Below are 23,075 nucleotides of genomic sequence, written 5' to 3'. Positions count from 1 at the left end.
GAGGGAGTCGGGCGCGCCGAGGGCGACCGAAGGGAGCCCGATGGACGCGCCCGACGAGGCTGGGGAGGCGTGAGGTGCGGTTGCGGTCCGGTCGGGGCGGGACTCAAAGGGGCAGTCGCGAGGGCGGCGCAGACGACGTAAGCACCGCAGCGAGCAGCGCGAGCGAGGAGCGCAACGAGTGTGCGCCGCCCTCGCGACTGGGGCTTTGGCGGTGTTCGCCACCGATCCGCGAGCAGCGGTTTATAAATGAGCGATGGGACGTTGGCGGTGTTCACGAGTACAGAGCTCAGATCGTAGTCGTCACTCCGCACGTAGCATCGAAAGGAATTGTGCGTGGGTGCTGTCGTAGAGACAACACCGTGCATCGTTCGGGGGTGGACCCCTGCGATGCGTGGGACCGGATTTGAACCGGCGGACCTCTACAGGACAGCGCCCTCAACGCTGCGCCGTTGGCCTGGCTTGGCTACCCACGCTCGCGGTGTTCTGTCGCGTCTCCACGTACCCTTCCCCTAATTAAAAGCCCTTCCATTTGGCGGGACCGTGGCGGGGTTTCGCAGACCGCCGTGCGGCGCGCCGCGACCGCGACCGCGACTCGGTGACCGCACCCGGAACGCGTCGACCGCAACCGGCACGCGTTTGGGGGTCGCGTCCCACCGCACGGACATGTCCGACTGGGCCCGCGAGAACGTCTCCGTGTTGACCGCCGTCGCCTCCGCCGTCGCGCTCGCGCTCGTCTTCAGCGCGGTCGGCGGCGTCATTCCGAGTTCGCTGCTACCGCGCGCGAGCGACGCCGTCCTCGCCGCGATCCCGCACTTCAACGCCGCCGTCTCCGTGACCGCTATCGCCACGATCCTGCTCGGGTGGCGGGAGATCTCCCGTGGGAACGTCGAACGCCACCGGAACTTCATGGTGACCTCGTTCGCGCTGTTCGCCGCGTTCCTCGGCGCGTACCTCTACCGGCTGATCCTCGTCGGCACGACCGAGTTCCCCGGCCCCGAGCTCGTCTACTCGTACGTCTACCTCCCCTTCCTCGCGATCCACATCCTGCTCGCGATCGTCTGCGTCCCGTTCGTCTTCCACGCGCTCCTGCTCGCCGCGACCCGGCCGTACGAGGAGATATACCACACGCGGCACGCGCAGGTCGGGATGGTCGGCGCCGTCCTCTGGCTGATCTCCTTCACGATGGGGATCGGCGTGTACCTGCTGCTGTACCACCTGTACTGACAGAAGCTGCGAGAACCGGAGTCGATTACGCGTTTCTGTCCGCGTTCCGCTCGGCCATCTGGTGGGCCGCGTAGAACAGCGGGACGAGCAGCGCGCCGGCGAAGCCGAAGCCGAGCGCGAGCGTCCCGATGTCGCTCGCGGAGAGCCCGCTCCCGCCGCCGGACCCGCCGGATCCGCCCTCGCCGCCGAGGAGGTCGTCGTCGACGGCGCCGACCGCGACCGCGCCCTTCATCCCGACCGACTGATGCGGTTCGCAGGCGTACCGGAACACGTCGCCCTCGCCGGCGTCCTCGAACGTGTGCTCGAAGGTGGTCCCCTCCTCCGCGACTGCCGACCCGCTGTCGAAGGCCCCGTTCTCCTCGACGACGTTGTGACCGCCGCCCTGTCCGGTCCACTCCCAGACGACCGTCGTCCCCTGATCGACCAGAATCGCGGGCGGGTCGAACAGCAGGCCGTTCTCGCCGCCGCCGACCGCGACGGTGACCTCGTCCTGACCCCGGAGGTCACGTGTCCCCTCGTAGTTACCGACGTTCTCGAACCAGTCGCCGTAGCCGGACGCGCCGCTCCCCTCGCCGTCGCCGCCGTCACTGCCGTCGCCGCCCTCGGCCTGCGGGTCGACGAGGTCGTCGTCGACGGAGCCGACCGCGACGACGCCCTTCATGCCGACCGACTGATGCGGCCCGCAGTAGTAGTTGAACGTGTCGCCGTCGCCGGCGTCCTCGAACGTGTGCTCGAAGGTGGTCCCCTCCTCCGCGACCGCCGACCCGCTGTCGAAGGCTCCGTTCTCCTCGACGACGTTGTGGCCGCCGCCCTGTCCGGTCCACTCCCAGACCACGGTCGCGCCCGGGTCGATGAGGATCGCGGCCGGGCCGAACCGGAGTCCGTTCTCGCCCGCCCCGACCTCGACGGTAACCTCGTCCTGCCCGCGGTAGTCGTGGGTGCCGTCGTAGTTGCTGACGCCCTCCAGCCAGCCGTCGTACTGCGCGGCGACGGTCCCGCTTCCGGCGGCGACTCCGGCGGCGACCGCCGCCCCGGCGGCCCCGGCGCGGAAGAATCCGCGACGGCTCATCGACCCGGCGTCGTCGCCCTCGGCGGCAGCGTCGGCGTTCCGTGTCATACTCCCACGTCTAATCGTGAGCGTATTTAAGCCCCCGATACGTCCCGACCCGTCGGACCGGTGCCGAACGTGTGCGGGATGGCGTTGGAAAGGGGAGCGCTACTCGTCGGCGGAGCCGGACGGAGAGCGCTAATCGTCCGCCGGCGTCGGGTCCGAGACCGGCGCGTCGACGTCGCGGTCGGTCGCCTCGCCCTCGACGTCGAAGGGGTACTCGCCGGTGACGCAGCCGAGACAGAGGTCGGCGCGGCTCTCGCCGAGCGCCTCCGCGACCGCGTCGATCGAGAGGTACGACAGCGAGTCGGCGCCGACCTCCTGGCGGATCTCCTCGGTCGAGGCGTCGGCGGCGATCAGCTCGTCGCGCGTCGCCATGTCGATGCCGAAGTAGCAGGGCGCGAGGATCGGCGGCGCGCCGATCCGGAGGTGGACCTCCTCGGCGCCCGCCTCGCGGACCAGCTCGACGAGCTGGGTCGAGGTCGTCCCGCGGACGATGGAGTCGTCGATGATCGTGACCGACTTCCCCTCCACCGTCGAGCGGATCGGGTTCAGCTTCAGCCGGACCGCCCGCTCGCGCTCGTCCTGCGTGGGCATGATGAACGTCCGGCCCACGTAGCGGTTCTTCATCAGCCCCTCCGCGAACTCGACGCCGCCGTCGTCGGCCGCTCTGGGCTCGCCGTCGGCGGTGGTCTCGCCCGCGGCGTCGGCGTAGCCGGAGGCGAACGCGCGCCCCGAGTCGGGGACGGGCATCACCACGTCGGACTCGACGCCGGACTCCTCCCAGAGCTTCCGGCCGAGCTTCCGGCGCACCTCGTACACGAGGCTCTCGTCGATGACGGAGTCGGGGCGCGCGAAGTAGACGTGTTCGAAGAAGCAGTGGGCGGTCGCGTCGCGTTCGACCAGCTGATACGTGTCGTACCCCGTGCCGTCGGGGTCGAGGACGACGAGCTCGCCGGGTCGGACGTCGCGGATCAGCTCCCCGTCGAGCGTGTCGATGGCGGCGGACTCGCTCGCGAGGACGTAGCCGCCGTCGATCTTGCCGAGACACAGCGGGCGGTTGCCGAGCGGGTCGCGCACGCCCAGCACGGTGTCGTCGTGGGTGATCGCCAGCGAGTAGGAGCCGTGGATGCGGTTCATCGTGTGTTTGACCGCCCGGACGAGGTCCTCTTCGAGGAGGTTGCGCGCGAGGTCGTGGGCGATCACCTCGGTGTCGCCGTCGGAGGTGAACGCGTGGCCCGCGGCCGCCAGCTCCTCGCGCACCTCGTCGGCGTTGACGAGGTTGCCGTTGTGCGAGAGCCCGAGCGATCCGGACTTAAACGAGACAGAGAAGGGCTGCGCGCAGCTCTTGTCGAGGCTCCCGGCGGTCGGGTAGCGCACGTGGCCGATGCCAGTGCCCCCCGACAGCGACGCGAGGTCCCCCTCCTCGAAGGCGTCGCCGACGAGGCCGCGCTCGACGTGGCTGTGCTGTTGGAACCCGTCGTGCGTGACGATCCCGGCCGACTCCTGCCCGCGGTGCTGGAGCGCGTACAGCGCGTAGTACAGCGGCCGCGCGGCCTCCCGGTCCTCGAGCGAGACGCCGACGACGCCGCACTTCTCCCGCGGTTCGTCGCCGCCGTAGTCCCCACCGGCGTTCATGTACGCGACGGTCGGGCGGGCGGCGATAAAAATCCTCGTGTTCGTGGCGTATCCGCTCGCATCTCGCCGCGAGTTATGCGTAATCGTGGATAGTATCCGGTGCGGACCGCCGCGCGGTCACGCGGTCTCCTCGCCGCCGACGAACTCGTCGAGCCGCGCGAAGTACTCCTCCCGCGGCACCTGATACGCGCCCCGGTAATCCACCTCGCCCGCGACGAACCGCGCCGCGACGTCGACCGCGCCGGCCGCGCCCGCCTCGCGGCTCTCGTACGTCTCGGAGACCGCCTCGATCTCCGGCTCCAAGAAGCAGACGACGTGCCACTCGTCGGTCGCGTACTGGCCCGAGCCCGGGCGCGCGTTCCGAGCGCCGTTCGTCAGGTAGATCGTCGGGAGACACTCGTTCGGGAGGTCGCCGGTCCCGAAGACGTCGGGGCGGTAGACGAGGATGGCCCGGCCGCTCGGCTCCTCGTTCCACACCCGCCACCCCTCCGGCAGCGATTCGAAGGTCATGCGCCCTCTCCGTCGCGGAGGCTTGAAAACGTCGCGCTCGGGCGGGTCGGTGGGGCGCGCGCTCCCCGGCGGGCCGTCAGTCCACGATGTCCGAGCCGCCCGGCGGGAGGAACTCCTGGAGCTGGTCCGCGCTCGCGACCTTGCGGACGAACGACTTGTCGTTGAACCGCTCTTTGAGGTTCCGGTAGGCCATCATCGCGGCGTCGTTTTGCGCGTACATGCCCGGCTCGAAGGTGACGTGCGCGGCCGCGCGGTCGACGATCGCCGACGGCGGCCCGCCGATTGCGCGGGTGACCGGCTCGCACTGGACGCCGACGGCGATCCGGCAGGCGACGTCCTCGAAGTAGGTTCGGTCGCCGCGGATCACGAAGCTCCCCTTCTCGATGTACTCGCCGCTCTCGGGGGTCTTCGACACCTGATCCGGCTCGACCATGTACGCGTCGCCCGCGCCGCGGCCGTCCTTCCAGTCCGACGAGTAGGAGACGGCGAACTGCGCGGCCTCGCGCAACGTCTCCTCGGAGAAGTCGACCGGGTCCGCGGACTCCGAGGGCCCGGCGGCCTTCAGGAGCGTCACCGGACCCCCGTGGGCCTGCGTGTGGAAGAACCGGTCGTGTTTGCTCATGTACTTTTTCACCAGCTCCTCGTTCTGGTCCGCGTTGCGCCCGCCGATGACGAGGTAGCCGGTCGAGGTGTGGAACCAGCGGAACCGCTCGAACCAGTCGTCCGGGCTCCGGATCGGGATCGACGAGCGGGCGAGCCAGTCGGTCTCGTACTCCTCGTCCTCTTCGCCCTCGTTGTCACCGCCGTCCCCGCCGCTCCCGTCGTCGGCCGCCTGCTGTTCCTCCCACTCCCGCTTGCGCTCCTTGACGGCCTCCAGCTCCTCGCGGGTCGACTCGATCGCCTCCTTCGCGCCCTCCTTCTTCCCCTCGACGCGCTTCGCCTCCCGGTAGAGGCGGTCGGCGTTGACCTCCACGCCCTCGCTCGCGTCGAGTTCGACCGCCATCGTCCCCCCGTCGTCCCCCTCCTCTTCGAGCTCGACCGTCACCGTCCCCTCGCCGCCGTCGACGCCGACGACGGCCTCCGCGGCCGGAATTCCTCGCTCCGCGCCGGCCGCGAGCGTCTCCTCGATCTCGTCCCACGGCACCTCGTTCTCGCGGGCCTCGCGGACCGTCGAGATCACCTCGTCGACGAGGTCGTAGTGCGCGTACAGCAGCTCGGCGCGCTCGCGCTCCGCCTGCGCCTGCTCCTCGAACCCCTCGATCGCTCCCTTCTGCTGTTCGATGATCCGCTCCTGTTTGGCGATCTCCTCCTCGAAGTCCGGGCGGGACGCGCTCGCGTCCGCCGGGGCCTCGCCCTCCTCCGTCTCCTCGCCTCCGAGCCGGTGGAAGTATTCGTCGACGGCGGCGTTGAAGGAGTCGAACCCGACGCTCGGCAGATCCTCGTGCTCCGCGAGCGGGAAGGGAGTGACGTCGACGACGCGGGGATCTCGCCCGTCGCTTCCGTCGGCGTCTCCTCCGTCGCCGCCCTCGCCGTCGACCGACTCCTCGTACACGCGGGGGTCGATGTCGCCAGAGCGGAGCCGCTCACCGATCCGGGAGAGCGCGTCGTGGAGCGCCCCGAGCTGGTCGTCGGTCGCCTCATCGATCGGCGTCTCCTTCGGCACGCCCGCCCGGGTACACACCTCCTCGGCGTAGAGCCCGCCGAGGTTCAGCTGGGTCGCGAGGGTGCGCACCACGTCGCTGTCCGACTCGCGCATGTGCCGGTCGAACCCGCCGCGGCTCACGGTGAGGGGGTTCAGCCGCGAGGCGGGGTACTCGTACTGCGAGCCGGGCGCGACGGTGCGGGACTTCAGCCGGACCGTCGACAGGGCGCCGATAACCTCGCCCGTCTCGTCGAGCGCGGCGACGTTTCCCTGGCCGAACAGCTCGGCGACGAGCGTCGTGTTCTGGTCCTCGCGCTCGAATTCGAAGGTGAGGATCCGGTCGAACTCGTACTGCTCGACGCCCGCGAAGTCGGCGCCCGACAGCCGGTTCCGCAGCATCTTCGCGAAGTTCGGCGGGCGGCCGGGAGCGTCGGCGACGTGGTCCGGGTCGGCGGCGTGCGCCCGTTTGATGTCTCCGACCTCGATCATGAGCTCGACGCGGCCGCGGTCGAAGTCGCGCAGCTTCAGCCGGAGCAGGTCGTCGTCGTAGAGGTACGCCTTGTCGACCTTCGCGCCCTCGTACCGATTCAGCTCGGTGACGAGCGCGGCGAGGTCGATGCTCGACAGCTCCCGCTTCTGGTCCATACTCGAAAGAGACCGGCGGGCCGGAAAAAGGCGTGTCGTTGTGGAGGCCGCGCTACGGTGGACACCAGCGCGGGTTTGCGTCGGAATAAATATTATCCTACATAAGATCTGTGAGAAAATTATATATTAACTTAGCACAAGGAATAGTCGCATGCCTAACGTTACCAAGCGTGACTTTCTCAAAGTGAGCGGGTCGCTGATCGGCGGGATCGCGGCCGGAACGACTGTCACGGCCGCGGAGCGGACCGATCGGTTCATCGTCTCGACGGGGGGAAAGGCTGACCTGAGCGACCTGACGGTCGTCCACGAGATGCCCGGGATCGACTACGCGGTCGTCCGGGGCGACGAGTCGGCGGTAAAGCGGTCGGTCAAGAGCTACGAGGCGGACGTCCAGATCGAACTCGACTCGCCGGACGTGAACAGCGAGGCGCCGACGCTGGACGCCGACGAGTACGAGGGACAGCCGGGCGACATCTATCAGTGGGACAAGGCCGACCTCGACATTCCGGAAGCTCACGAGACGGCCGAAGGCGAAGGGACACGGGTCGCCGTGATCGACTCCGGGGTACTCGAAACGCATCCGGACCTATCGGGGCCGCTGAACCTCGGCCTCTCCCGGAACTTCACCGACGACGGTGGCGACCACAATCCCGTCGGCGGCGACGACCACGGGACGCACGTCGCCGGGATCGTCGCCGCGGACAACGGCGGCGGACTCGGCGTCAACGGGACCGCCCCGAAGACCGACCTCGTCGACTGTCGCGTGTTCTCCGGGGACGGCGCGTCGTTCGCTGACATCCTCGCGGCGGTCGTCTACAGCGCGAACATCGACGCTGACGTTGCGAATCTCTCGCTGGGGGCGTATCCGGTGCCGCGACAGGCGCAGGGCCAGTTCTACGGGAAGGTCCTCAACAGCGCGATGACGTACGCGAACAAGGAGGGGACGCTGCTCGTCATCGCCGCGGGCAACGACAGCGCCGACCTTCAGCACGACAAGAACTTCATCAGCCTGCCGAACGAGGGCGCGCAGGCGGTCTCCGTGGCTTCGACCGGTCCGATCGGCTACGGCCTCTCGTTCGACCTCGGGGACGTGAACAGCCCCGCGGAGAGCCCGGCGGTCTACACGAACTACGGGACCAACGCGGTCACGCTGGCCGCGCCGGGCGGCGACTTCGACGCGTCCCTTTCCGATCCGGTCGGTGGCGTCCCGGCGTACGCGTACGACCTCGTGTTCAACACGGTGTTCTCGGTAGAAACAGACGAGGACGGCGAATCAGAGCAGGTCCCGGGATACGGCTGGAAGGCCGGGACCTCGATGGCGGCGCCGAACGTCGCGGGCGCGGCTGCCCTCGTCAAGTCGGCGAATCCGGATTACAACGCGAACCAGGTCGAGGCCGCGCTGAAGAGGGCCGCCGAAGTGCCCGACGACTACGGGAAAGAGTACTACGGCGCCGGCTACCTGAACGTAGTCGACGCGCTCTGAGCGTCAGCCACCGAACTCCGGTTTTCCGAACTACAGCCGCTTCGAGACGTACGGCCCGTCCTGCCGGTAGCCGAGCTTGTTCCGGTAGTACTCGCGGGCGCCGATCCCGGAGATGACCGCGATCTTCTCGTAGCCGGCCTCGCGAGAGAGCTCCTCGGCGCGTTCGAGGAGCTTCGTCCCGTACCCCTGATGCTGCCAGTCGCCGTCGCCGCCGATGCCGACCTCGGTGCCGTACACGTGGAGCTCGCGGACCAGCGCGGCGTCTTCGAGCTCCGGCCGGATCGGGTCGCCCTCGGTGCCGGGCGCGCCGGGCTGGTCGGGGGCGAACGACGGGAACCGCAGGCGACAGAAGCCGACGAGCAGGTCGCGGACGGGGTCCTCGAAGGAGATGAAGTGTTCCGTGCCGCCGCCGGCCTCGTAGGTGAGCACGTCGAGCTCGACGTCGTCGGGGTCCGGGTCGGCGTCGTTGTGGCCGACCTCGCGGGCGCGGATGTCCTGTTGGACGATCCCCTTCTCCTCGGCGCGCTGCGCCGCGAGCTGGCGGAGGTTCGACTTCTGGACGCCGGCGTCGATGAAGTCCGCCGGGATGTCGCGCTGGACGCGCTGGAGCCGCGTGTACTTCGGGATCAGGTCCATCACGTCGGCGACGAGGTCGGCCGCTTCCTCGCTCGTGAGCGGGTCGAAGTCCTCGCGCCGCCAGCGGTCGTACACGCGAGTCCCCTCGACGACGAGGGTGGGGTAGATCTTCAGGTAGTCCGGGCGCCAGTCGGGACTGTCGAACAGCTGGCGGAAGTCCTCCAGGCACATCTCCCGCGTCATCCCCGGCTGGCCGGGCATCATGTGGAAGCCGACCTTGAACGCGGCGTCGCGCAGGCGGCGGTTCGCGTTCCGGGAGGCCTCGTTGCCGTGGCCGCGGTGCATCTCGCGGTTGATGCGTTCGTAGGTGGTCTGGACGCCGACCTCGACCTTCGTGCCGCCGAGGTCGAGCATCCGGTCGATCTGCTCGGGGTCGCACCAGTCCGGCTTCGTCTCGAACGTCGTGCCGATGTTGCGGATCGCGTTCGTCTCGTTTTCCGCGATCACGTCCTCGAGGTACTCGAACTCGGTCTCCTCGGGGGCGGGCGCGAACGACTCGCCCTCGGCGGGCTCGGGCTCCTTCTCGAGGTCGTAGTCGTTCATCGCCTGAAGTGCGCGCTTCACGAACCACTCCTGGTAGTCGTGCGAGCGCGCGGTCATCGTCCCGCCCATCAGGATCAGCTCCACCTTGTCGACCGGGTGGCCGATCTTCCGGAGCTGTTCGAGCCGGAGCGTGACCTGCCCGTACGGGTCGTAGTCGTTCTGCTCGCCGCGGGCGGCCGCGGGCTCGTGGCCCGTGTACGACTGCGCCGAGGAGAACTCCGAGGCCGGGCCGCCCGGGCAGTAGAGGCACTTCCCGTGGGGGCACAGCTCCGGCGAGGTCATGATCGCGACCGGGGAGACGCCCGAGGCGGTCCGGACGGGCTTGCGCTGGACCACCTCGATCACGTCGTCACGGGCCTCGGCGGGCGCGTGGTCGAGGATCTCGGTGTTCTTCGGCACCTTCGGGGAGCCGAACTCCGAGCAGGCGTCGAGCTTTGCGCGTTCGAGGTCGTCGCGCTCGATTTCGCCCGCGAGGATGCGGTCGACGAGGTGCTCGCAGGTGCGGACGAACGCCTCGGAGTCGGTGGGGTCCCCGGAAGCGGCGTCCTCGGACTCGGCGTCGCCCGCCGCGTCGGTACTCATTACCCTTCGATCCGCGGGTTTCGGGGTTAAGCGTGTCGCACCCGGGCGCCGACTCGGTGCGCCGAGCCGTTTACCACAGAGTATATTAGTTAGTGGTATTAGCGGGTAATTATGCCAGCGACACAGATGGAGCGGGCGCGACGCGGCGAGGTCACCTCCGCGATGGAACGCGTGGCGGCGCGCGAGAACCGTGATCCGGAGTTCGTCCGCGAGGCGGTCGCCGAGGGGCGTGCGGTGATTCCGAACAACCACGCGCACGACGCGCTCGACCCGATGGTCATCGGCCGGGCGTTCGCCACGAAGGTCAACGCGAACATCGGGAACAGCGAGACGACGAGCGGCCGGGAGGAGGAGCTCGAAAAGCTCCACGCGGCGGTCCACTACGGCGGCGACACGGTGATGGACCTCTCGACGGGCGACGAGCTGGACGCGACCCGCGAGGCCAACGTGGCGCACTCGCCGGTGCCGGTCGGGACGGTCCCGATCTACGAGGCGGTCAAGCGGGCCGAGTCCGCCGAGGCGATCACCCGCGAGCTCCTGCTCGACGTCATCGAGAAACAGGCGCGGCAGGGCGTCGACTACATGACGGTCCACGCGGGGATACTGATGGAACACCTCCCGCTGACCGACGGCCGGAAGACGGGGATCGTCTCGCGAGGGGGGTCGATCCTCGCGCAGTGGATGGAGGAGAACGGGTCGCAGAACCCGCTGTACGCGAATTTCGAGGCGATCTGTGAGATATTCGCCGAACACGACGTGACGGTCTCGCTCGGGGACGGCCTCCGTCCGGGCTGTGTGGCCGACGCGAGCGACGAGGCGCAGTTCGCCGAGCTCGACACCCTCGGAGACCTCACGCGGACCGCGTGGGACCACGGCGTCCAAGTAATGGTGGAGGGCCCCGGCCACGTCCCGATGGACGATATCGCGGAGAACGTCGAGCGGCAGCAGGCGGTGTGCGACGGGGCGCCGTTCTACGTCCTCGGCCCGCTGGTGACGGACGTGGCGCCGGGGTACGACCACATCACGAGCGCGATCGGCGCGACCGAGGCCGCGCGGGCCGGCGCGGCCATGCTGTGCTATGTGACGCCGAAGGAGCACCTCGGACTGCCGGAGCCCGAGGACGTGCGGGACGGTCTCGCCGCGTATCGGATCGCGGCGCACGCGGCCGACGTGGCGAACGACCTCCCCGGCGCGCGCGACTGGGACGACGCGCTCTCCGAGGCGCGGTACGAGTTCGACTGGCGGCGCCAGTTCGACCTCGCGCTCGACCCCGAGCGCGCGCGGTCGTACCACGACCAGACCCTTCCCGGAGACAACTACAAGGAGGCCCGCTTCTGCTCGATGTGCGGCGCGGAGTTCTGCTCGATGCGGATCGATCAGGACGCCCGAGACGCGGACGGCGAGATGGCGTCGATAGCGGGATCGGAGGGGACGGACCTCGACGCATCGCCGGCCGCGAGCGTGAACCTCCCGCCGGTCGGGGCCCACGACACGAGCCGCGTGCCGGAGCGGATCGAGGTCGAGGGAGTGACGTTCACCCCGGAGACCACGGACGACGACTGAGTCGGGCGGAGGGGCGGGTGCGGGGGAGCCGCGGCCGGAAGCGCGCGTCGGCCCGGGAGAGGCGAACCCGGCCGGTTTTAGTCCGGCACCCGCGTAGTCGCGGCCGTGTTACGGAAGGACCTCCTGCGCGTCTCCCGGGCGGGCGGCGGCTACCGGCCGCAGTTCACGGGGCGCGAACACCGCCCGCTCGCGGCGCGGGTCCTCGGGACGTTCGAGTCGCACGTCGGCGAGCGCCGCGGCGACCTCGACGACGCGCTGGCGGACCTGGAGGCCGACGCGGCCGCGCGGAACGGCGACTTCAAGCTCGTCCGCGGGCTGGCGGCGCTCGTCGAGCGCGAGTGCGAGTTCGAGACGCGCGCGCCGGTTCCGCCCCGTCGCGTCCGGCGGACCGCGTTCGAGGCCGCGGAGGCGGTCGGCGTCGCGAGCGAGGCGGAGCGGGAGGCGGCGATCGAGCGCGCCGCGGCCGCGCTCGGGATAGAACCGGCCGACGTGGAGCGGTCGCTGTACGCCGACCGCGACGTCGAGCAGGTCCTCTCCGGCGCCGACGTGCGCTGGGATCCCGACGCGCTCTTGGAGCAGTACGACCTCTCTCTGGCCCAGACCGCGCTGTTCGACGCCACCGAGGTCAGAGTGCGGTCGAACGACCCGAAGCGGCTCGTCTCCGCCGTGAAGCGCCTGCGACTGATGTACGAGGTCGAGCAGACGCCGGAGGGCCGCGAACTCGTCGTTACGGGGCCGGACCGGCTGTTCTCGCGCACCCGGCGCTACGGGACCGCCTTCGCGCGGCTGCTCCGCAGCGTCGCGGAGTCCGCGGAGTGGTCGCTGGAGGCGACGATCGACGACCGCGGCCGCGAGCGCACGATGCGCCTCTCGGACGGCGACGTGACCGTGCCCGACGTGGAGCCGGTCGCGGAGCCCGACTTCGACAGCGGGGTCGAAGCGGACTTCGCCGGCCGGTTCCGCGGGCTCGACCTCGACTGGACCCTCGTCCGCGAGCCGGAACCCCTCGAAACCGGCGCGAGCGTCATGATCCCGGACTTCGCGTTCGACTACGCCCACGCCGACTTCCGGCTGTTCTTCGAGGTGATGGGGTTCTGGACGCCCGAGTACGTCGACAAGAAGCTCGGCCAACTCGCGGACGTGGAGGACGTGGACCTGCTCGTCGCCGTCGACGAGAGCCTCGGGGTGGGCGAGGAGATCGCCGCCCGCGACCACCGCGTCGTCACCTACTCCGGGACGGTACGCGTGAAGGACGTCGTGGACGTCCTCCGCGAGTACGAGGCCGAGTTCGTCGCCGACGCGGCCGCCGACCTCCCGGGCTCGCTCTCGCCCGACGCCGACGTGATCGCGCTGGACGACCTCGCCGACGAGTACGGCGTCAGCGTCGAGGCGCTCGAGGGGAAGGCGTTTCCCGACCACGAGCGCATCGGGCGGACACTCGTGCGGCCAGCAGTGTTGGAAGCGGTCGACGCGGGAATCGAGCCCGGGATGGCGCTCTCGGAGGCCGAAGCGGTCCTCGACGACCGCGGCGTCGACGACGCGAGCGCCGCGCTCTCGCGGCTCGGCTACCGCGTCGAGTGGGAGGGGCTCGGCGGCGGGACGGTCCGAGAAAAGGACCCGTAGCCGTGCGCGGGCAGAGACGATGCGGGGCGAGATCGGAGCCGGCGTTGGAGCGTGTTCAGGGGAAATTGCGGCGGCTATCGCGAGAGGCCGCGCCGCGACGGGTTGCGGGCGTGCCGGCGAGTTCGACTCTCCCGGGCGGAATCACGCCCGTCTCACGTGAGTTCGGACCCGTCCGCCTCGGCGGAGAGGTTGAGCTCCGCGACGAGGCGGGCGGTGATGACCTGCTCGATGATGTCGAGTAGCTGTCCGTCGTCGGTGACGTAGTCGGCGAAGAGACCGAGCGGGATTTCACCGCCCGCCACGTCGTGATGCCCCCCGCCGCTGCCGACGTCGCCGAACGCGTTGTTCAACACGTCGCCGACGTGGACGCGAGGGTCCGGCGATCGGGCGCTGATCTGAATGGACTCCTTGACGAGGCCGAAGACGATGGCCGTCCTGACGCCCTCTAACCGGACGAGATAATCGACGGCCTGTGGGAGCGAGTCTCGCTCGGTGGTCCGGCCGACGTGGGAGATGAGCACTGCGCCGTTCGTCCGTCGGTTGTCTATCGCGGTCGATATCGCGTCGATCGTTCCGCCGCTGACCGACGGGCTCGAGAGCTTTCGGAGCAGTTCCGGATCCCCGTGGTCGTGGAGGTACCCCGCCGCTTCGTATTCGACGTTGGTCGCCCCTCGGAGGAAGTCGAGGGTGTCCGAACGGATGGCGAACAGGAGTGCCGTCGCGAGGTCGCTATCGAGGTCGACCTCCAGGGCGCGGACGTACTCGGTCAGGATCGTCGCCGCCGCGCCGAGTTCCTCGCGGTGATCGACGAACCGGGCGTCGATGTCCCCGGTGGGGTGGTGGTCGATTACGATGTCCACCGGCGTGTCGGGAGGGACCGTGTTGTTCCTGCCGGGGATCGAGTGATCGACGAAGGCGAGCAGCGAGTCGGGCGGCCGGTCTTCGACTTCGGCGGTGTCGAACGGTTTGAGATCCACGTCGAGGAGGTTGACGAAGGCCCGGTTCTGTTGGTGAGAGATGTCACCGCTGTAAAAGATGTGGCGCTCGTCGATGCCGGCGGTGGCCGCGATCCGCCCCAAGGCGAGCGCGCTCGCGAGACAGTCCGGATCGGGGTTGTTGTGACAGACGATGTTGATCTCGCTGCTCTCGCGGAGCATCGATCGGAGTTCCTGTGGGCGGCCCATACCTCCCACGTACGACCGCGACACGGTTAGTACTGTACTCCGGATCGAACGCGCGAACCGCGTCTCACTCGACGACCGGCAGGTCCGCGCGGCTCCCCTTGGGAACCACCGACCGCAGTTCGTCGTATAAATACAGCCCCACGCCGATCGGCACGCTCTCACCGGCGACCTCGTGGGTCGCGATCAGGTACCCCCAGTCGCCGTCCCACTCCGGGATGTCCTGATCGTCCCCGGCAGCGAACCGAGACGCCTGCTCGGGGTCCAGTTCGATCACGTTCTTCGTCGCCCGCGACCCGAACCGCGAGACCGCGCGCCCGGTCGGCTTCCAGTGCTCCTGTCGCGTGCGGAGGAACGTCATCCCGACCGCCTCCACCTCGCTGGGGTCGGTCGCCTCGCCGTTGAAGATCCAGATCTTCCCCGCGCCCTTCTCCCAGAAGCTGTACTCCTCGAACACTCCACCGCCGATCCCGAACCGCTCGGCCCACCAGTCGAGGACCTCCGCTCGGCTCGCGCGGCCCTCGACCTCGCGGTCGGCGGGAGTCTCGGGAAGGCGGTCGAACTGCTGGCCGTCGTTGGTGGGGGCGCTGTCGGTCACGCTCCCACCTCCGTTTCCTCCCCGCCCACGCGCAGCTTCGCGCAGAAGAACCCGCCCGTGTCGTTTCGGTGCGGGTAGACGCGCTTCGCGCGCGTCACGGACTCGTCGTACGCCTCGCCGTCCCACTGGGTGACGCCGGGGTCGGTGTCGAGCGGCAGGTCGAACTCGACGAGCTCGCAGTCCTCCTCGTCGAGGACGTGGTCGAGGACGGCCTCGTTCTCCTCCGGCGCGAACGTACACGTGGAGTAGACGACGACCCCGCCGGGGCGGGTCGCCTGAACCGCTCGCGCCAGAACGCCCTTCTGGATCCCGGCGACCGCGTGGACGTGGTCGAGCGTCCACTGGTCGAGGACGTCAGGGTTCTTCCGGCAGGTGCCCTCACAGGAGCAGGGCGCGTCGACCAGCGCGCGGTCGAACTCGTCGAACGCCAGCGGCTTCGTCGAGAAGTTGCGGGCGTCCTGGTTCGTGACGATCGCGTTCGTGATCCCGAGGCGCTCGGCGTTGTGCCGGAGCGCGGAGAGGCGCCCGAGGTTGTTATCGTTGGCGACGACGGTCCCCTCGTCGTCCATCGCGTCCGCGATCTGGGTGGTCTTGCTGCCGGGCGCCGCACAGGCGTCCCAGACGCGCTCGCCGGGTCGGGGGTCGAGCGCGAGCGTCGGCAGCACGGACACCTCCTCCTGCCCGTGCGTCCAGCCGTGGACGTACGGCCAGTTGCCGCCGGGGTTCCCGTCGGGAAGCCGGAAGAGGCCGTCGTGCCAGTCGACCGGTTCGTACGCCACTCCCGCCTCGTCGAACGCCTCGCGGACGCGGGCCGGCGTCGCGGCGATCTCGTTCGTACGCACGACCGAGGGGAGGGGCCGGTCGCACGCCGCCCGGAACGCGTCGACGTCGTCGACGAGCGGCTCGTATCGGTCGAGCGGATTCATGCCCGTCCTTTCGCGTCGGGCCGTTAGACGGTTTCGGGACACGCGCCCGGCGCTGCGCGCCTCACCTGTACCCGGAACCGCCCCCGCCGCACCTTTAGGTCCGCCCCGAGCGTAGGGGCGCGCATGGCACGCATCTCCGTCCTCGACGACGACGTCTCGCTGGACGAACCCACCCTGATCGAGGGATTCCCGGGCGTCGGCCTCGTCGGCAAGATCGCGACCGACCACCTGATCGACGTCCACGAGATGACCCACTACGCGAACGTCCACTGCGACGGGCTCCCGCCGGTGGCCGTCTACCGCGAGTCCGAGACGGCCGCGACGACGCCGGTGCGGTTGTACGCCGATCCGGAGAACGACCTCGTCGCGCTCCGCAGCGACGTGCCCGTCAACCCGACCGCGGCGACGGAGGTCGCGGCGTGCCTCGGCTCGTGGTTCGACGAGGCCGAACTGTTCCCGGTCTTCCTGTCGGGGCTCGGCCGCGAGAAGGGCGAGGCCCCCCCGAGCCTGTACGGGATCGCGACCGGCGGCGGCGGCGAGGCGCTCGGGCGCGCGGACGTGTCCGAGCCGTCCGAATCCGGGCTCGTCTCGGGGCCCACGGGTGCGATGCTCGCGGCGGCGCTCGAAAACGACCGCGACTCGGTCGGGCTCGTCGTCGAGTCGGACCCGAAGTTCCCCGACCCCGAGGCGGCGCGGGTGCTCATCGCCGACGGCATCGACCCCATCGCCGGGATCGAGACGCCGATCGACGGGCTCGTCGAGCAGGCGACCGAGATCCGGAACGCGAAACAGCAGCTCGCCGAGCAGATGCGGCAGGCGACCGAGGAGAGCTCGCAGGCCGAGCCGCTGAAGATGTTCCAGTAAGCGCGGCGCAACCGTCGACTGACCGCGCTACCGATCGGGTGAGTCGCCAGCGCCGTCACCCTCCAGCTCGTCGAGGATCGGCCGGTACTTCAGCTGGACCTCGTCCCACTCGCGGTCGGGGTCGGAGTCGGAGACGATACCGACGCCCGCGAACAGCGTGGCGCGCCGGCGGCTCGCCACGGCCGAGCGGATCGCGACCGCGAACGCGCCGTTCCCGGCGGCGTCGATCCAGCCGACCGGCGCGGCGTACCAGCCGCGGTCGAACGGTTCCGTCTCGCGTATCGTCGCCAGCGCTCGGTCCGGCGGCAGCCCGCCCACCGCGGGCGTCGGGTGGAGCGCCTCGACGAGGTCGAGCACGTGACGGTCCGCGTCGAGTTCGGCGGTGATCGGGGTGTGGAGGTGTTGGACCGTCGCGAGCCGGCGGACGCGGCGCTCGCCGGCCGAGATGGACGCCGCGAACGGCTCCAGCTGGTCGCGGACCGTCTCCGCGACGAGCTCGTGCTCGTGGACGTTCTTCTCGTCGTCGAGGAGCTCCTGCGCGAGCCACTCGTCCTCCGCCGGCGTCTCGCCGCGGCCGGTCGTCCCGGCGAGCGCGTCGGTCTCGACGGTGCGGCCGCGGAGCGAGACGAGCCGCTCCGGCGTGGCGCCGAAGAAGGCGCTCTCGCCGCCGTCCGGCTCGAACCAGTAGCGGTGACAGTCCGGGTACTTCTCCGCGAGGCGTTCGAGCGTCGCCGCGCGCGGGAAGTCGGCAGCGAGGTCGGCCTCCAGCGCCTGCGCCAACACCACCTTCCGGAGGTCGCCGTCGCGGATCCGGTCGACCGCGGCGCCGACGCTCTCGCGCCACGCCTCGCGGCTCGTCGTCCGGCGGCTCTCGCTGATGCCCGGACGGGGCGGACGACCGGCGTCGGCCGCGTCCGCGGAGTCCCTCCGGTCGAGCGCGGCGAACCGGTCGACCTCGCGCGCCAGGCGATCCTCGACTGCGGACACGTCGGCGTCGGGGCCGACCGCGTTGACGGTGAGCCACGCGCCGTTGTCCGCTATCGTCAGCTGGACCCGCGGTAACACGAACCGCGCCTCCGGAAACGGCCCCCACGGGTCGCCGTCGCAGGCGCCCTCGTGGAAGGCGAACCCCCCGAAGACGCGGGGGCGGGCCGCCTCGGTGCCCGCGTGGACGTCGCCCGACTCGAACAGCTCGGCCGCTGCCTCCCGGATCGCCGCGAACCGATCGCCGCCGGAGGCGGTGAGCGTCGCCGCCGCGCCGCCGCCGAGCACCAGCGCGTCGTCTGGCGCGCTCCACGTCGTGCGCGGCGACGGCAGCACGTCGAACGCCGCCGCGAACGCCGGCTCGTCGACCGCCGTAGTCCGGCTGACCAGCGGCGGCGACGACCGAGAGCGCACCCGTTCCATGCGTATCGAGTGGGGGCCGGGGACCCTTTATCCTGACTATCGGGGCGGAGCGGGCGGGGGAGATCCGGCGGCGGGGCGGAGGGACTTCAGCGCCGAACGATCAGCTGTATCGCTCTTCGTTCCAGGGGTTCGCCGTGTCACTGTACCCGCGCTTCTCCCAGTAGCCCAGCTCGGGCTTGGTGAGGAGCTCGACGCCCGAGACCCACTTCGCGCCCTTGTACGCGTACTTATGCGGCGTGACGACCCGGACCGGTCCGCCGTGGTCGGCCGGGAGGTCGTCGCCGTCGAAGCCGTACGCGAGCTGGACGCCCGGCTTCGTACACTCGTCGAGCGGGAGGTCGGTGGTGTACCCGTCCAGCGAGTGGAACATCACGTGTTCGGCGTCGTCGCGGACGCCCGCGAGCTCGGCCAGGTCCGCAAACGCGACCCCGGTGAACTCGCAGTCGAACTTGCTCCACCCCGTCACGCAGTGGAAGTCCTGTCGCTGGGTGACCGCCGGGAGGTCGCGGAACTCGTCGAGCGAGAGGGACAGCGACTCCTCGACGGCGCCCCACACCTCGAGTTCGAACGTTTCCGGGTCCCACGAGGGCGTTCCGCTCTTCGAGAGGACCGGGAAGCCGTCGGTCTCGCGCTGCCCCGGCGGGAGTCGGTCGTCGCCGTACTCGCGGTAGAGGTCGGTGAGGTCCTCGGTGGCCTCGACGCCGGACTCTGTCATGCGGTTCGGTTCGGCCCGGACCGACGTATGAATGTCGCTCTCGGTGACGGTCGGGCGTCAGAGCGCGCCGCGCTCGGCGGGAACGCCTCCGGCGCCGGAGGGAGTGGGATCGGGTTCGCACATCTCTAACGCGTATTTAGAAGATCAAAAATGAACTTTTGAGTAGTCGTTTTGAGTTTTTGTATCCGCGGATCTCCGACGCCAATTTTATATACGCCATGCCACAAGACCCGGACAGCAAATGCCACGAGTGAAGATAACCGTGCCGGAGCATCTGGAGATGCAGATCGCCCAGATGGTCGAGGAGGGAGAGTTCCTCAACCGGGAGGAGGCGGTCGAGGAGCTGCTGTCGACTGGCATCAAGGCGTACAAGACGAGCGGTCCCCGAGACGACGACGACTCCAACGGGTTCGAGGACGAGGGGATGATGGGCCACGAAGACGAGTACGTCTTCTGAGCGAACGACCCCCGCATCGAACCGCACGCGGTACGGATCCGTGCGTACCGCCCTCAACAACCCTTATAGGGCATACAACACGTATCCGTGGGTATGCACAAGGATGAGCTGCTCGAACTCCACGAACAGATGGTGACTATCATGGAGCACTTTCGCGCGCAGGAGTCCGTCGACGGCTCGCTGTTCGACCCCTACGACGAGCTCGAGGTCGACCCGTCCCACGTCCACAAGTCGAAGAGCGAGCACAAACACGCCGTGTTCGTCCTCGGCAACGCATTGGCGAACGCGATGAGCGAAGACGAGTTCTCGCCCGCCGGCCGCGTCGGCAAGCGGATGGAGGAGCTGGCCGACGACGCGGAGAACAAGATCTGAGGCCGGAGGCTCCGGTCACCCGTCGAGGCACGCTCTTCCTCCTATATCTATCTCGACTCGACGCGCTGGACCCCCGTATTGATGTGTGCGCGGCCCCCTCGAACCCCACATGGTCGCGGAAGCGCTGACGTCGGACGCCGTCCATCTCGCAGCCGGAGGCGTCGGCGTCGTCGTCGCGCTCGCCGCGGTGTACCTCGTCGAGCGCCCGAGCGGCGACTGGACGCGGGCGCTCCGGTCGCGGCTCCTCCTCGGCGTCCCGTGGGGGACGCTCCTCACGATCGCCGGCGTGATCGGGGTGTACCTGTTCGTCCAGTCCGGCGTCGACGACCCGAACCGACCGGTGGTGATCCCGTTCCGGTCGTGGTCGTACTTCTACCCGGAGGGGCTCGTCTGGTCGAGCTTCGCGCACGCGAGCCGCGGGCACCTCACCGGGAACCTCCTCTCCGCGCTCGTCGCCGGCGGGCTCGCGGAGTACGCGTACGGCCACTTCCCCGACGGGCGCGAGGTCGACCGCGGGGGTCGGCCCGCCGTCCGGCTCCGGCGGCTCCCGAGTCTCCTTCGGGGACTCCCGATCCGACTCCGTAGACTCCCCGAACGAGTCCGGGAGGTGCCGAGCCGGATCGCCGCCGTCGAGTCGCCGGCCGAGAGCCCCTACGTCCGAGCGTTCCTGATCGTTCCCGGCGCCGCGGTCGCGTTCGGGCTCCTCTCCGCGCTGTTCGCGCTCGGTCCGGTGATCGGCTTCTCCGTCGTCGTCTTCGGGTACTGGGGGTTCGCGCTCGTCTCCCGCCCAGTCGCCGCGGTCGTCGCGATGGCCGGGACGACCCTCGTCGGCGTCCTCTACGACGCAGTCCGGGTCCCGGTGGCGTTCGCGGAAGCGTCCCCCTCCTACGGCGTGCCGGGGTGGGCGAACGTCGCGATCCAGGGGCACGCGCTCGGGCTCATCGGCGGCGCGCTGGTCGCCGTCCTCCTCCTGCGCCGTCGCGCCCGGCGACCGAACCGCGTCGACCGTGACGCGGACTCGGAGTCGACCGCGGGGCGGTGGCGGTACCATCCGGTCGCGACCGCGGACGACGGCGAGGGATCCCGCGCTGACGCGACCACGAGCGGAAACGGCTCCCGCCCTGACGCGACCGAGCGGTCCGCGCTCCTCGTCTTCGGCGCGCTGCTGCTGTTCGGCGCCTCCCGTCGGCTGTGGGCTGTCTACTGGTACCTCGGCAACGAGCGGTACGAGCTGTACCGCGCCGTCGGCGTCGGGCTGCTCGCCCTGCTTGCCGCGATCGTCGCCGTCGCGGCCGTCTCGCGCGACGACCCCCTGTGGCCGGCTCGGGCGGTTCCGGAGCCCGAAACGCTCCGGGACGGGATCCGGTCGGCGACGCCGGCGGCGCTCGGGGTCCTCCTGCTCGTCGCGGCGCTGGCGGCCGTCGCCGGCCCGGGCGTCGTCCCGAACCTCGTCGCGGTCGACGGCGCCGACCTCCCGGGCGACCCGATCGAGGTGGAAGGGTACCAGGTGACGTACGCCGAGAACGTGGAGGATCAGCTCGTTGGCGTCGTCGACGTGGAGGCGTTCGGGCGCTCGACGTCGGTCAACACCTCGGGGGTGATCGTCAGCGACCCTGACCGCGAGATATGGACGACCGCGGTCTCGAAGGGGAACCTCGCGTTCTGGGGGTACCGCGCGGTCGACGTGGGCGGGGCGGGCTGGCGCGAGACCGTCTGGGTCCAGCGCGTCGGGTGGGTCGCCGCGAACGGCGGCCCGACCTACCGGGTCGACGCGGTCCGGAACGAGACCAGGCGGACGCTGTTCGTGAGCGATCCGGCGCGGGCCGAGCCCCGGATCGACGGCCGAAACGTCACCGTCGCGGCGACGCAGGGCGGGTTCGAGCTGCGGGTCGACGGCCCGGACGGGAACGCGAGCGCGCCGCTCCCGGCGGCCAACGAGTCGGTGACGTTACGCGGGGTCGAGCTCGTCAGAGAGAGCGACGTCCTGTTCGCCGAGCGCGGCGAGACGCGCGTGCGGATCGCGCAGCGGGAGCGCTACGAGGGGCGGCAGTAACCGGTGGCGACGGCTCCGCAGGAAGAGCTCGGAGCGCCCTACGACCACTCGATCCGGTACACTTCGGTGTCGATCTCTCGCGCCTCGTCGGTGTGGTGGTCGAACTGCGCGTCGATCCGGAACTCGGCCGCGAAGGCGTGGGTCACCTCGCCGCCCTCGTCGGCGGCGAACGCCTCGATGAACTCCCGGCTCCCGGCGTTGTGGACCGAGTAGGAGACGTCCGCGAGGTCCCTCGCGGCCGCGAGGAACTCGCGGTCGGCGTTGCGGTTGCCGTCCTGCGCCCCGAACGGGGGGTTCATCACGACGGTCGCGGGCTCCGAAACGTTGAGCGGCGGGCGGGTGGCGTCGCCGCGGACCCAGTGGACCGGCGCGCTGGCGGCGACGCGGCGCTCGTTGTCCCGGGCAGTCGCGAGCGCGCCGCCGTCGAGTTCCAGGCCGACGACGCGGGCGGGACCGCGCAGCGCGGCGGCCAGCGCGAGCATTCCGGTGCCGGCGCCCAGATCGATCACGGTCCGGCCGTCGACGTCGCCGTGGAGGTCCGCGAGGTGGACGACGTGGGCCGCCAGCTCCGGGGGCGTCGGGTACTGTTCGAGGGCGGCGTTAGGGCGCTCGAACCCGGCGACGACCCCGAGCTTGGTCGCGAGCGACCGTTTCGTCGCCATCGGTCAGGCGGCGCCGCCGCCGTCGACGCGAACCAACTCGACGCCCTCGCGGTCGGCCCGCTCGGCGAGCGCCGCGAGCGCGGTTTTCGCCTCCTCGCACGCGTCGCCGTCGACGCTGACCTCGATCCGGCCGGCGCCGAGGAACGAGGCCGCGCGGACGAGCCCGCGGAGGCGGTCGGCCTCGCGCTGGCGTTCGAGCGTGCTCTCGGCGTCGAACTCCGCCTCGGTCGCGACCGCGGCGGGCTGGTAGCCGCGGGCCGCGAGCCCCCGCTTGAGGTCGCGGAGGTGTTCGGGCGCGGTGCTGTCGAGGTCCGCCGCGTCGATGACGACGGGGTCGACGTCCGCGGGACGACAGCCGCGCAGCGTGCGTTCGATGCCGGGAGACGAAGTGGTGCTCATACGAACCCATTGGCAATAGTTATACAAAAGCCTTTATAGATGTCTGAAAGTAATAATGCGAGCGGCGCTCGACACCTCCCGGTAGTGGGTACGCCGGTATCGGCGTTTGAGCTCCGTCGGCCGTGGAACGCACGCGATTTGGGGACTCGGGACCCGCTGTCCGAAAGCAGGCGACGATTCCGACCTCAACCCGCGGTCACGTTTCGTACGTCGCGGCCGAGCGACGGGACGGGCCGCGGCCGTT

Annotated in this window: 20 protein-coding genes and 1 tRNA gene; 8 read left to right on the top strand and 13 right to left on the bottom strand. The window is 70.0% G+C overall.

All coding sequences use genetic code 11. The features are described 5' to 3' along the window. Nucleotides 1–388 precede the first annotated feature (388 nt). Nucleotides 389–473: transfer RNA gene (locus tag C470_RS00740), tRNA-Leu, on the bottom strand. Between the two features lie 190 nt (nucleotides 474–663). Here C470_RS00740 and C470_RS00735 point away from each other — a divergent pair. Then, on the top strand, nucleotides 664–1,224 hold the full coding sequence (locus C470_RS00735; protein ID WP_004598589.1) for a DUF420 domain-containing protein: 561 nt from the start codon (nucleotides 664–666) through the stop codon (nucleotides 1,222–1,224). 25 nt (nucleotides 1,225–1,249) lie between these two features. On the opposite strand, the gene C470_RS00730 is transcribed toward C470_RS00735, so the two are convergent. From C470_RS00730 to rqcH, 4 genes are all read right to left on the bottom strand, one after another. Next, nucleotides 1,250–2,341, bottom strand: a complete 1,092-nt coding sequence (locus C470_RS00730) for a halocyanin domain-containing protein (RefSeq protein WP_008364544.1) — start codon at nucleotides 2,339–2,341, stop codon at nucleotides 1,250–1,252. 129 nt (nucleotides 2,342–2,470) lie between these two features. Then, nucleotides 2,471–3,970: an amidophosphoribosyltransferase gene (purF, locus tag C470_RS00725; RefSeq protein ID WP_008364543.1), complete on the bottom strand. Its 1,500-nt coding sequence runs from the start codon at nucleotides 3,968–3,970 to the stop codon at nucleotides 2,471–2,473. A gap of 117 nt (nucleotides 3,971–4,087) precedes the next feature. Further along, a complete protein-coding gene (locus tag C470_RS00720) occupies nucleotides 4,088–4,480 on the bottom strand; it encodes a DUF5820 family protein (RefSeq protein WP_007344649.1) in 393 nt (130 codons plus the stop codon). A gap of 76 nt (nucleotides 4,481–4,556) precedes the next feature. Beyond that, nucleotides 4,557–6,767: a ribosome rescue protein RqcH gene (rqcH, locus tag C470_RS00715; RefSeq protein WP_008364542.1), complete on the bottom strand. Its 2,211-nt coding sequence runs from the start codon at nucleotides 6,765–6,767 to the stop codon at nucleotides 4,557–4,559. Between the two features lie 151 nt (nucleotides 6,768–6,918). On the opposite strand from rqcH, the gene C470_RS00710 reads away from it, so the two are divergent. Then, nucleotides 6,919–8,250, top strand: coding sequence for a S8 family peptidase (locus C470_RS00710; RefSeq protein ID WP_049908494.1), 1,332 nt, complete (start codon nucleotides 6,919–6,921; stop codon nucleotides 8,248–8,250). Between the two features lie 30 nt (nucleotides 8,251–8,280). Here the strand turns inward: C470_RS00710 and C470_RS00705 are convergent, their stop codons facing one another. Next, on the bottom strand, nucleotides 8,281–10,011 hold the full coding sequence (locus C470_RS00705; protein WP_008364540.1) for a tRNA uridine(34) 5-carboxymethylaminomethyl modification radical SAM/GNAT enzyme Elp3: 1,731 nt from the start codon (nucleotides 10,009–10,011) through the stop codon (nucleotides 8,281–8,283). A gap of 162 nt (nucleotides 10,012–10,173) precedes the next feature. On the opposite strand from C470_RS00705, the gene thiC reads away from it, so the two are divergent. Then, nucleotides 10,174–11,574, top strand: coding sequence for a phosphomethylpyrimidine synthase ThiC (thiC, locus tag C470_RS00700; RefSeq protein ID WP_394295043.1), 1,401 nt, complete (start codon nucleotides 10,174–10,176; stop codon nucleotides 11,572–11,574). A gap of 105 nt (nucleotides 11,575–11,679) precedes the next feature. Next, nucleotides 11,680–13,197, top strand: a complete 1,518-nt coding sequence (locus C470_RS00695) for a DUF790 family protein (protein WP_008364538.1) — start codon at nucleotides 11,680–11,682, stop codon at nucleotides 13,195–13,197. A 152-nt stretch (nucleotides 13,198–13,349) separates the two neighbouring features. On the opposite strand, the gene C470_RS00690 is transcribed toward C470_RS00695, so the two are convergent. The 3 genes from C470_RS00690 to C470_RS00680 form a co-directional block, all read right to left on the bottom strand. After that, nucleotides 13,350–14,381, bottom strand: a complete 1,032-nt coding sequence (locus C470_RS00690; protein ID WP_008364537.1) for a DHH family phosphoesterase — start codon at nucleotides 14,379–14,381, stop codon at nucleotides 13,350–13,352. Between the two features lie 64 nt (nucleotides 14,382–14,445). Beyond that, nucleotides 14,446–14,976, bottom strand: a complete 531-nt coding sequence (locus C470_RS00685; protein ID WP_004598560.1) for a DUF7122 family protein — start codon at nucleotides 14,974–14,976, stop codon at nucleotides 14,446–14,448. Beyond that, nucleotides 14,973–15,902, bottom strand: a complete 930-nt coding sequence (locus C470_RS00680; protein WP_008364535.1) for an RsmB/NOP family class I SAM-dependent RNA methyltransferase — start codon at nucleotides 15,900–15,902, stop codon at nucleotides 14,973–14,975. Before C470_RS00680 ends, C470_RS00685 begins: the two co-directional genes overlap by 4 nt. 123 nt (nucleotides 15,903–16,025) lie before the next feature. On the opposite strand from C470_RS00680, the gene C470_RS00675 reads away from it, so the two are divergent. Further along, on the top strand, nucleotides 16,026–16,766 hold the full coding sequence (locus C470_RS00675; protein WP_008364534.1) for a proteasome assembly chaperone family protein: 741 nt from the start codon (nucleotides 16,026–16,028) through the stop codon (nucleotides 16,764–16,766). Between the two features lie 27 nt (nucleotides 16,767–16,793). Here C470_RS00675 and C470_RS00670 read toward each other — a convergent pair whose 3' ends face one another. Next, a complete protein-coding gene (locus tag C470_RS00670) occupies nucleotides 16,794–18,173 on the bottom strand; it encodes an isochorismate synthase (RefSeq protein ID WP_008364533.1) in 1,380 nt (459 codons plus the stop codon). Nucleotides 18,174–18,273: 100 nt separating this feature from the next. Beyond that, entirely contained in the window at nucleotides 18,274–18,888 is a 615-nt protein-coding gene (locus C470_RS00665) for a sulfite oxidase-like oxidoreductase (RefSeq protein ID WP_007344641.1), read from the bottom strand. Nucleotides 18,889–19,129: 241 nt separating this feature from the next. On the opposite strand from C470_RS00665, the gene C470_RS00660 reads away from it, so the two are divergent. The 3 genes from C470_RS00660 (at nucleotide 19,130) to C470_RS00650 (ending at nucleotide 21,770) form a co-directional block, all read left to right on the top strand. After that, nucleotides 19,130–19,345 carry a ribbon-helix-helix domain-containing protein gene (locus C470_RS00660; RefSeq protein ID WP_004598554.1) on the top strand — a complete coding sequence of 72 codons (216 nt, stop codon included), beginning with the start codon at nucleotides 19,130–19,132 and terminating at the stop codon, nucleotides 19,343–19,345. A 93-nt stretch (nucleotides 19,346–19,438) separates the two neighbouring features. Beyond that, entirely contained in the window at nucleotides 19,439–19,717 is a 279-nt protein-coding gene (locus C470_RS00655; protein WP_004598553.1) for a UPF0058 family protein, read from the top strand. A 109-nt stretch (nucleotides 19,718–19,826) separates the two neighbouring features. Further along, nucleotides 19,827–21,770, top strand: coding sequence for a rhomboid family intramembrane serine protease (locus C470_RS00650; protein ID WP_008364532.1), 1,944 nt, complete (start codon nucleotides 19,827–19,829; stop codon nucleotides 21,768–21,770). Nucleotides 21,771–21,808: 38 nt separating this feature from the next. Here the strand turns inward: C470_RS00650 and C470_RS00645 are convergent, their stop codons facing one another. After that, nucleotides 21,809–22,432: an METTL5 family protein gene (locus C470_RS00645; RefSeq protein ID WP_008364531.1), complete on the bottom strand. Its 624-nt coding sequence runs from the start codon at nucleotides 22,430–22,432 to the stop codon at nucleotides 21,809–21,811. Between the two features lie 3 nt (nucleotides 22,433–22,435). After that, a complete protein-coding gene (locus C470_RS00640; RefSeq protein ID WP_004598549.1) occupies nucleotides 22,436–22,831 on the bottom strand; it encodes a hypothetical protein in 396 nt (131 codons plus the stop codon). Nucleotides 22,832–23,075: the final 244 nt, after the last annotated feature.

It is taken from the genome of Halorubrum distributum JCM 13561, assembly GCF_000337395.1.
GTDB lineage: Archaea > Halobacteriota > Halobacteria > Halobacteriales > Haloferacaceae > Halorubrum > Halorubrum distributum.
This window is presented reverse-complemented; position numbering and strand designations above follow the sequence as displayed.

Excerpts from the sequence above, each read along its gene's own strand:
- C470_RS00675 (WP_008364534.1), top strand. The coding sequence starts at position 16,026 with ATGGCACGCATCTCCGTCCTCGACGACGACGTCTCGCTGGACGAACCC.
- C470_RS00720 (WP_007344649.1), bottom strand. The coding sequence starts at position 4,480 with ATGACCTTCGAATCGCTGCCGGAGGGGTGGCGGGTGTGGAACGAGGAG.
- C470_RS00690 (WP_008364537.1), bottom strand. The coding sequence starts at position 14,381 with ATGGGCCGCCCACAGGAACTCCGATCGATGCTCCGCGAGAGCAGCGAG.
- C470_RS00670 (WP_008364533.1), bottom strand. The coding sequence starts at position 18,173 with ATGGAACGGGTGCGCTCTCGGTCGTCGCCGCCGCTGGTCAGCCGGACT.
- C470_RS00655 (WP_004598553.1), top strand. The coding sequence starts at position 19,439 with ATGCACAAGGATGAGCTGCTCGAACTCCACGAACAGATGGTGACTATC.
- thiC (WP_394295043.1), top strand. The coding sequence starts at position 10,174 with ATGGAACGCGTGGCGGCGCGCGAGAACCGTGATCCGGAGTTCGTCCGC.
- C470_RS00705 (WP_008364540.1), bottom strand. The coding sequence starts at position 10,011 with ATGAGTACCGACGCGGCGGGCGACGCCGAGTCCGAGGACGCCGCTTCC.
- C470_RS00650 (WP_008364532.1), top strand. The coding sequence starts at position 19,827 with ATGGTCGCGGAAGCGCTGACGTCGGACGCCGTCCATCTCGCAGCCGGA.
- C470_RS00660 (WP_004598554.1), top strand. The coding sequence starts at position 19,130 with ATGCCACGAGTGAAGATAACCGTGCCGGAGCATCTGGAGATGCAGATC.
- C470_RS00735 (WP_004598589.1), top strand. The coding sequence starts at position 664 with ATGTCCGACTGGGCCCGCGAGAACGTCTCCGTGTTGACCGCCGTCGCC.
- C470_RS00645 (WP_008364531.1), bottom strand. The coding sequence starts at position 22,432 with ATGGCGACGAAACGGTCGCTCGCGACCAAGCTCGGGGTCGTCGCCGGG.
- C470_RS00710 (WP_049908494.1), top strand. The coding sequence starts at position 6,919 with ATGCCTAACGTTACCAAGCGTGACTTTCTCAAAGTGAGCGGGTCGCTG.
- C470_RS00665 (WP_007344641.1), bottom strand. The coding sequence starts at position 18,888 with ATGACAGAGTCCGGCGTCGAGGCCACCGAGGACCTCACCGACCTCTAC.
- C470_RS00730 (WP_008364544.1), bottom strand. The coding sequence starts at position 2,341 with ATGACACGGAACGCCGACGCTGCCGCCGAGGGCGACGACGCCGGGTCG.
- purF (WP_008364543.1), bottom strand. The coding sequence starts at position 3,970 with ATGAACGCCGGTGGGGACTACGGCGGCGACGAACCGCGGGAGAAGTGC.
- rqcH (WP_008364542.1), bottom strand. The coding sequence starts at position 6,767 with ATGGACCAGAAGCGGGAGCTGTCGAGCATCGACCTCGCCGCGCTCGTC.
- C470_RS00680 (WP_008364535.1), bottom strand. The coding sequence starts at position 15,902 with ATGAATCCGCTCGACCGATACGAGCCGCTCGTCGACGACGTCGACGCG.
- C470_RS00640 (WP_004598549.1), bottom strand. The coding sequence starts at position 22,831 with ATGAGCACCACTTCGTCTCCCGGCATCGAACGCACGCTGCGCGGCTGT.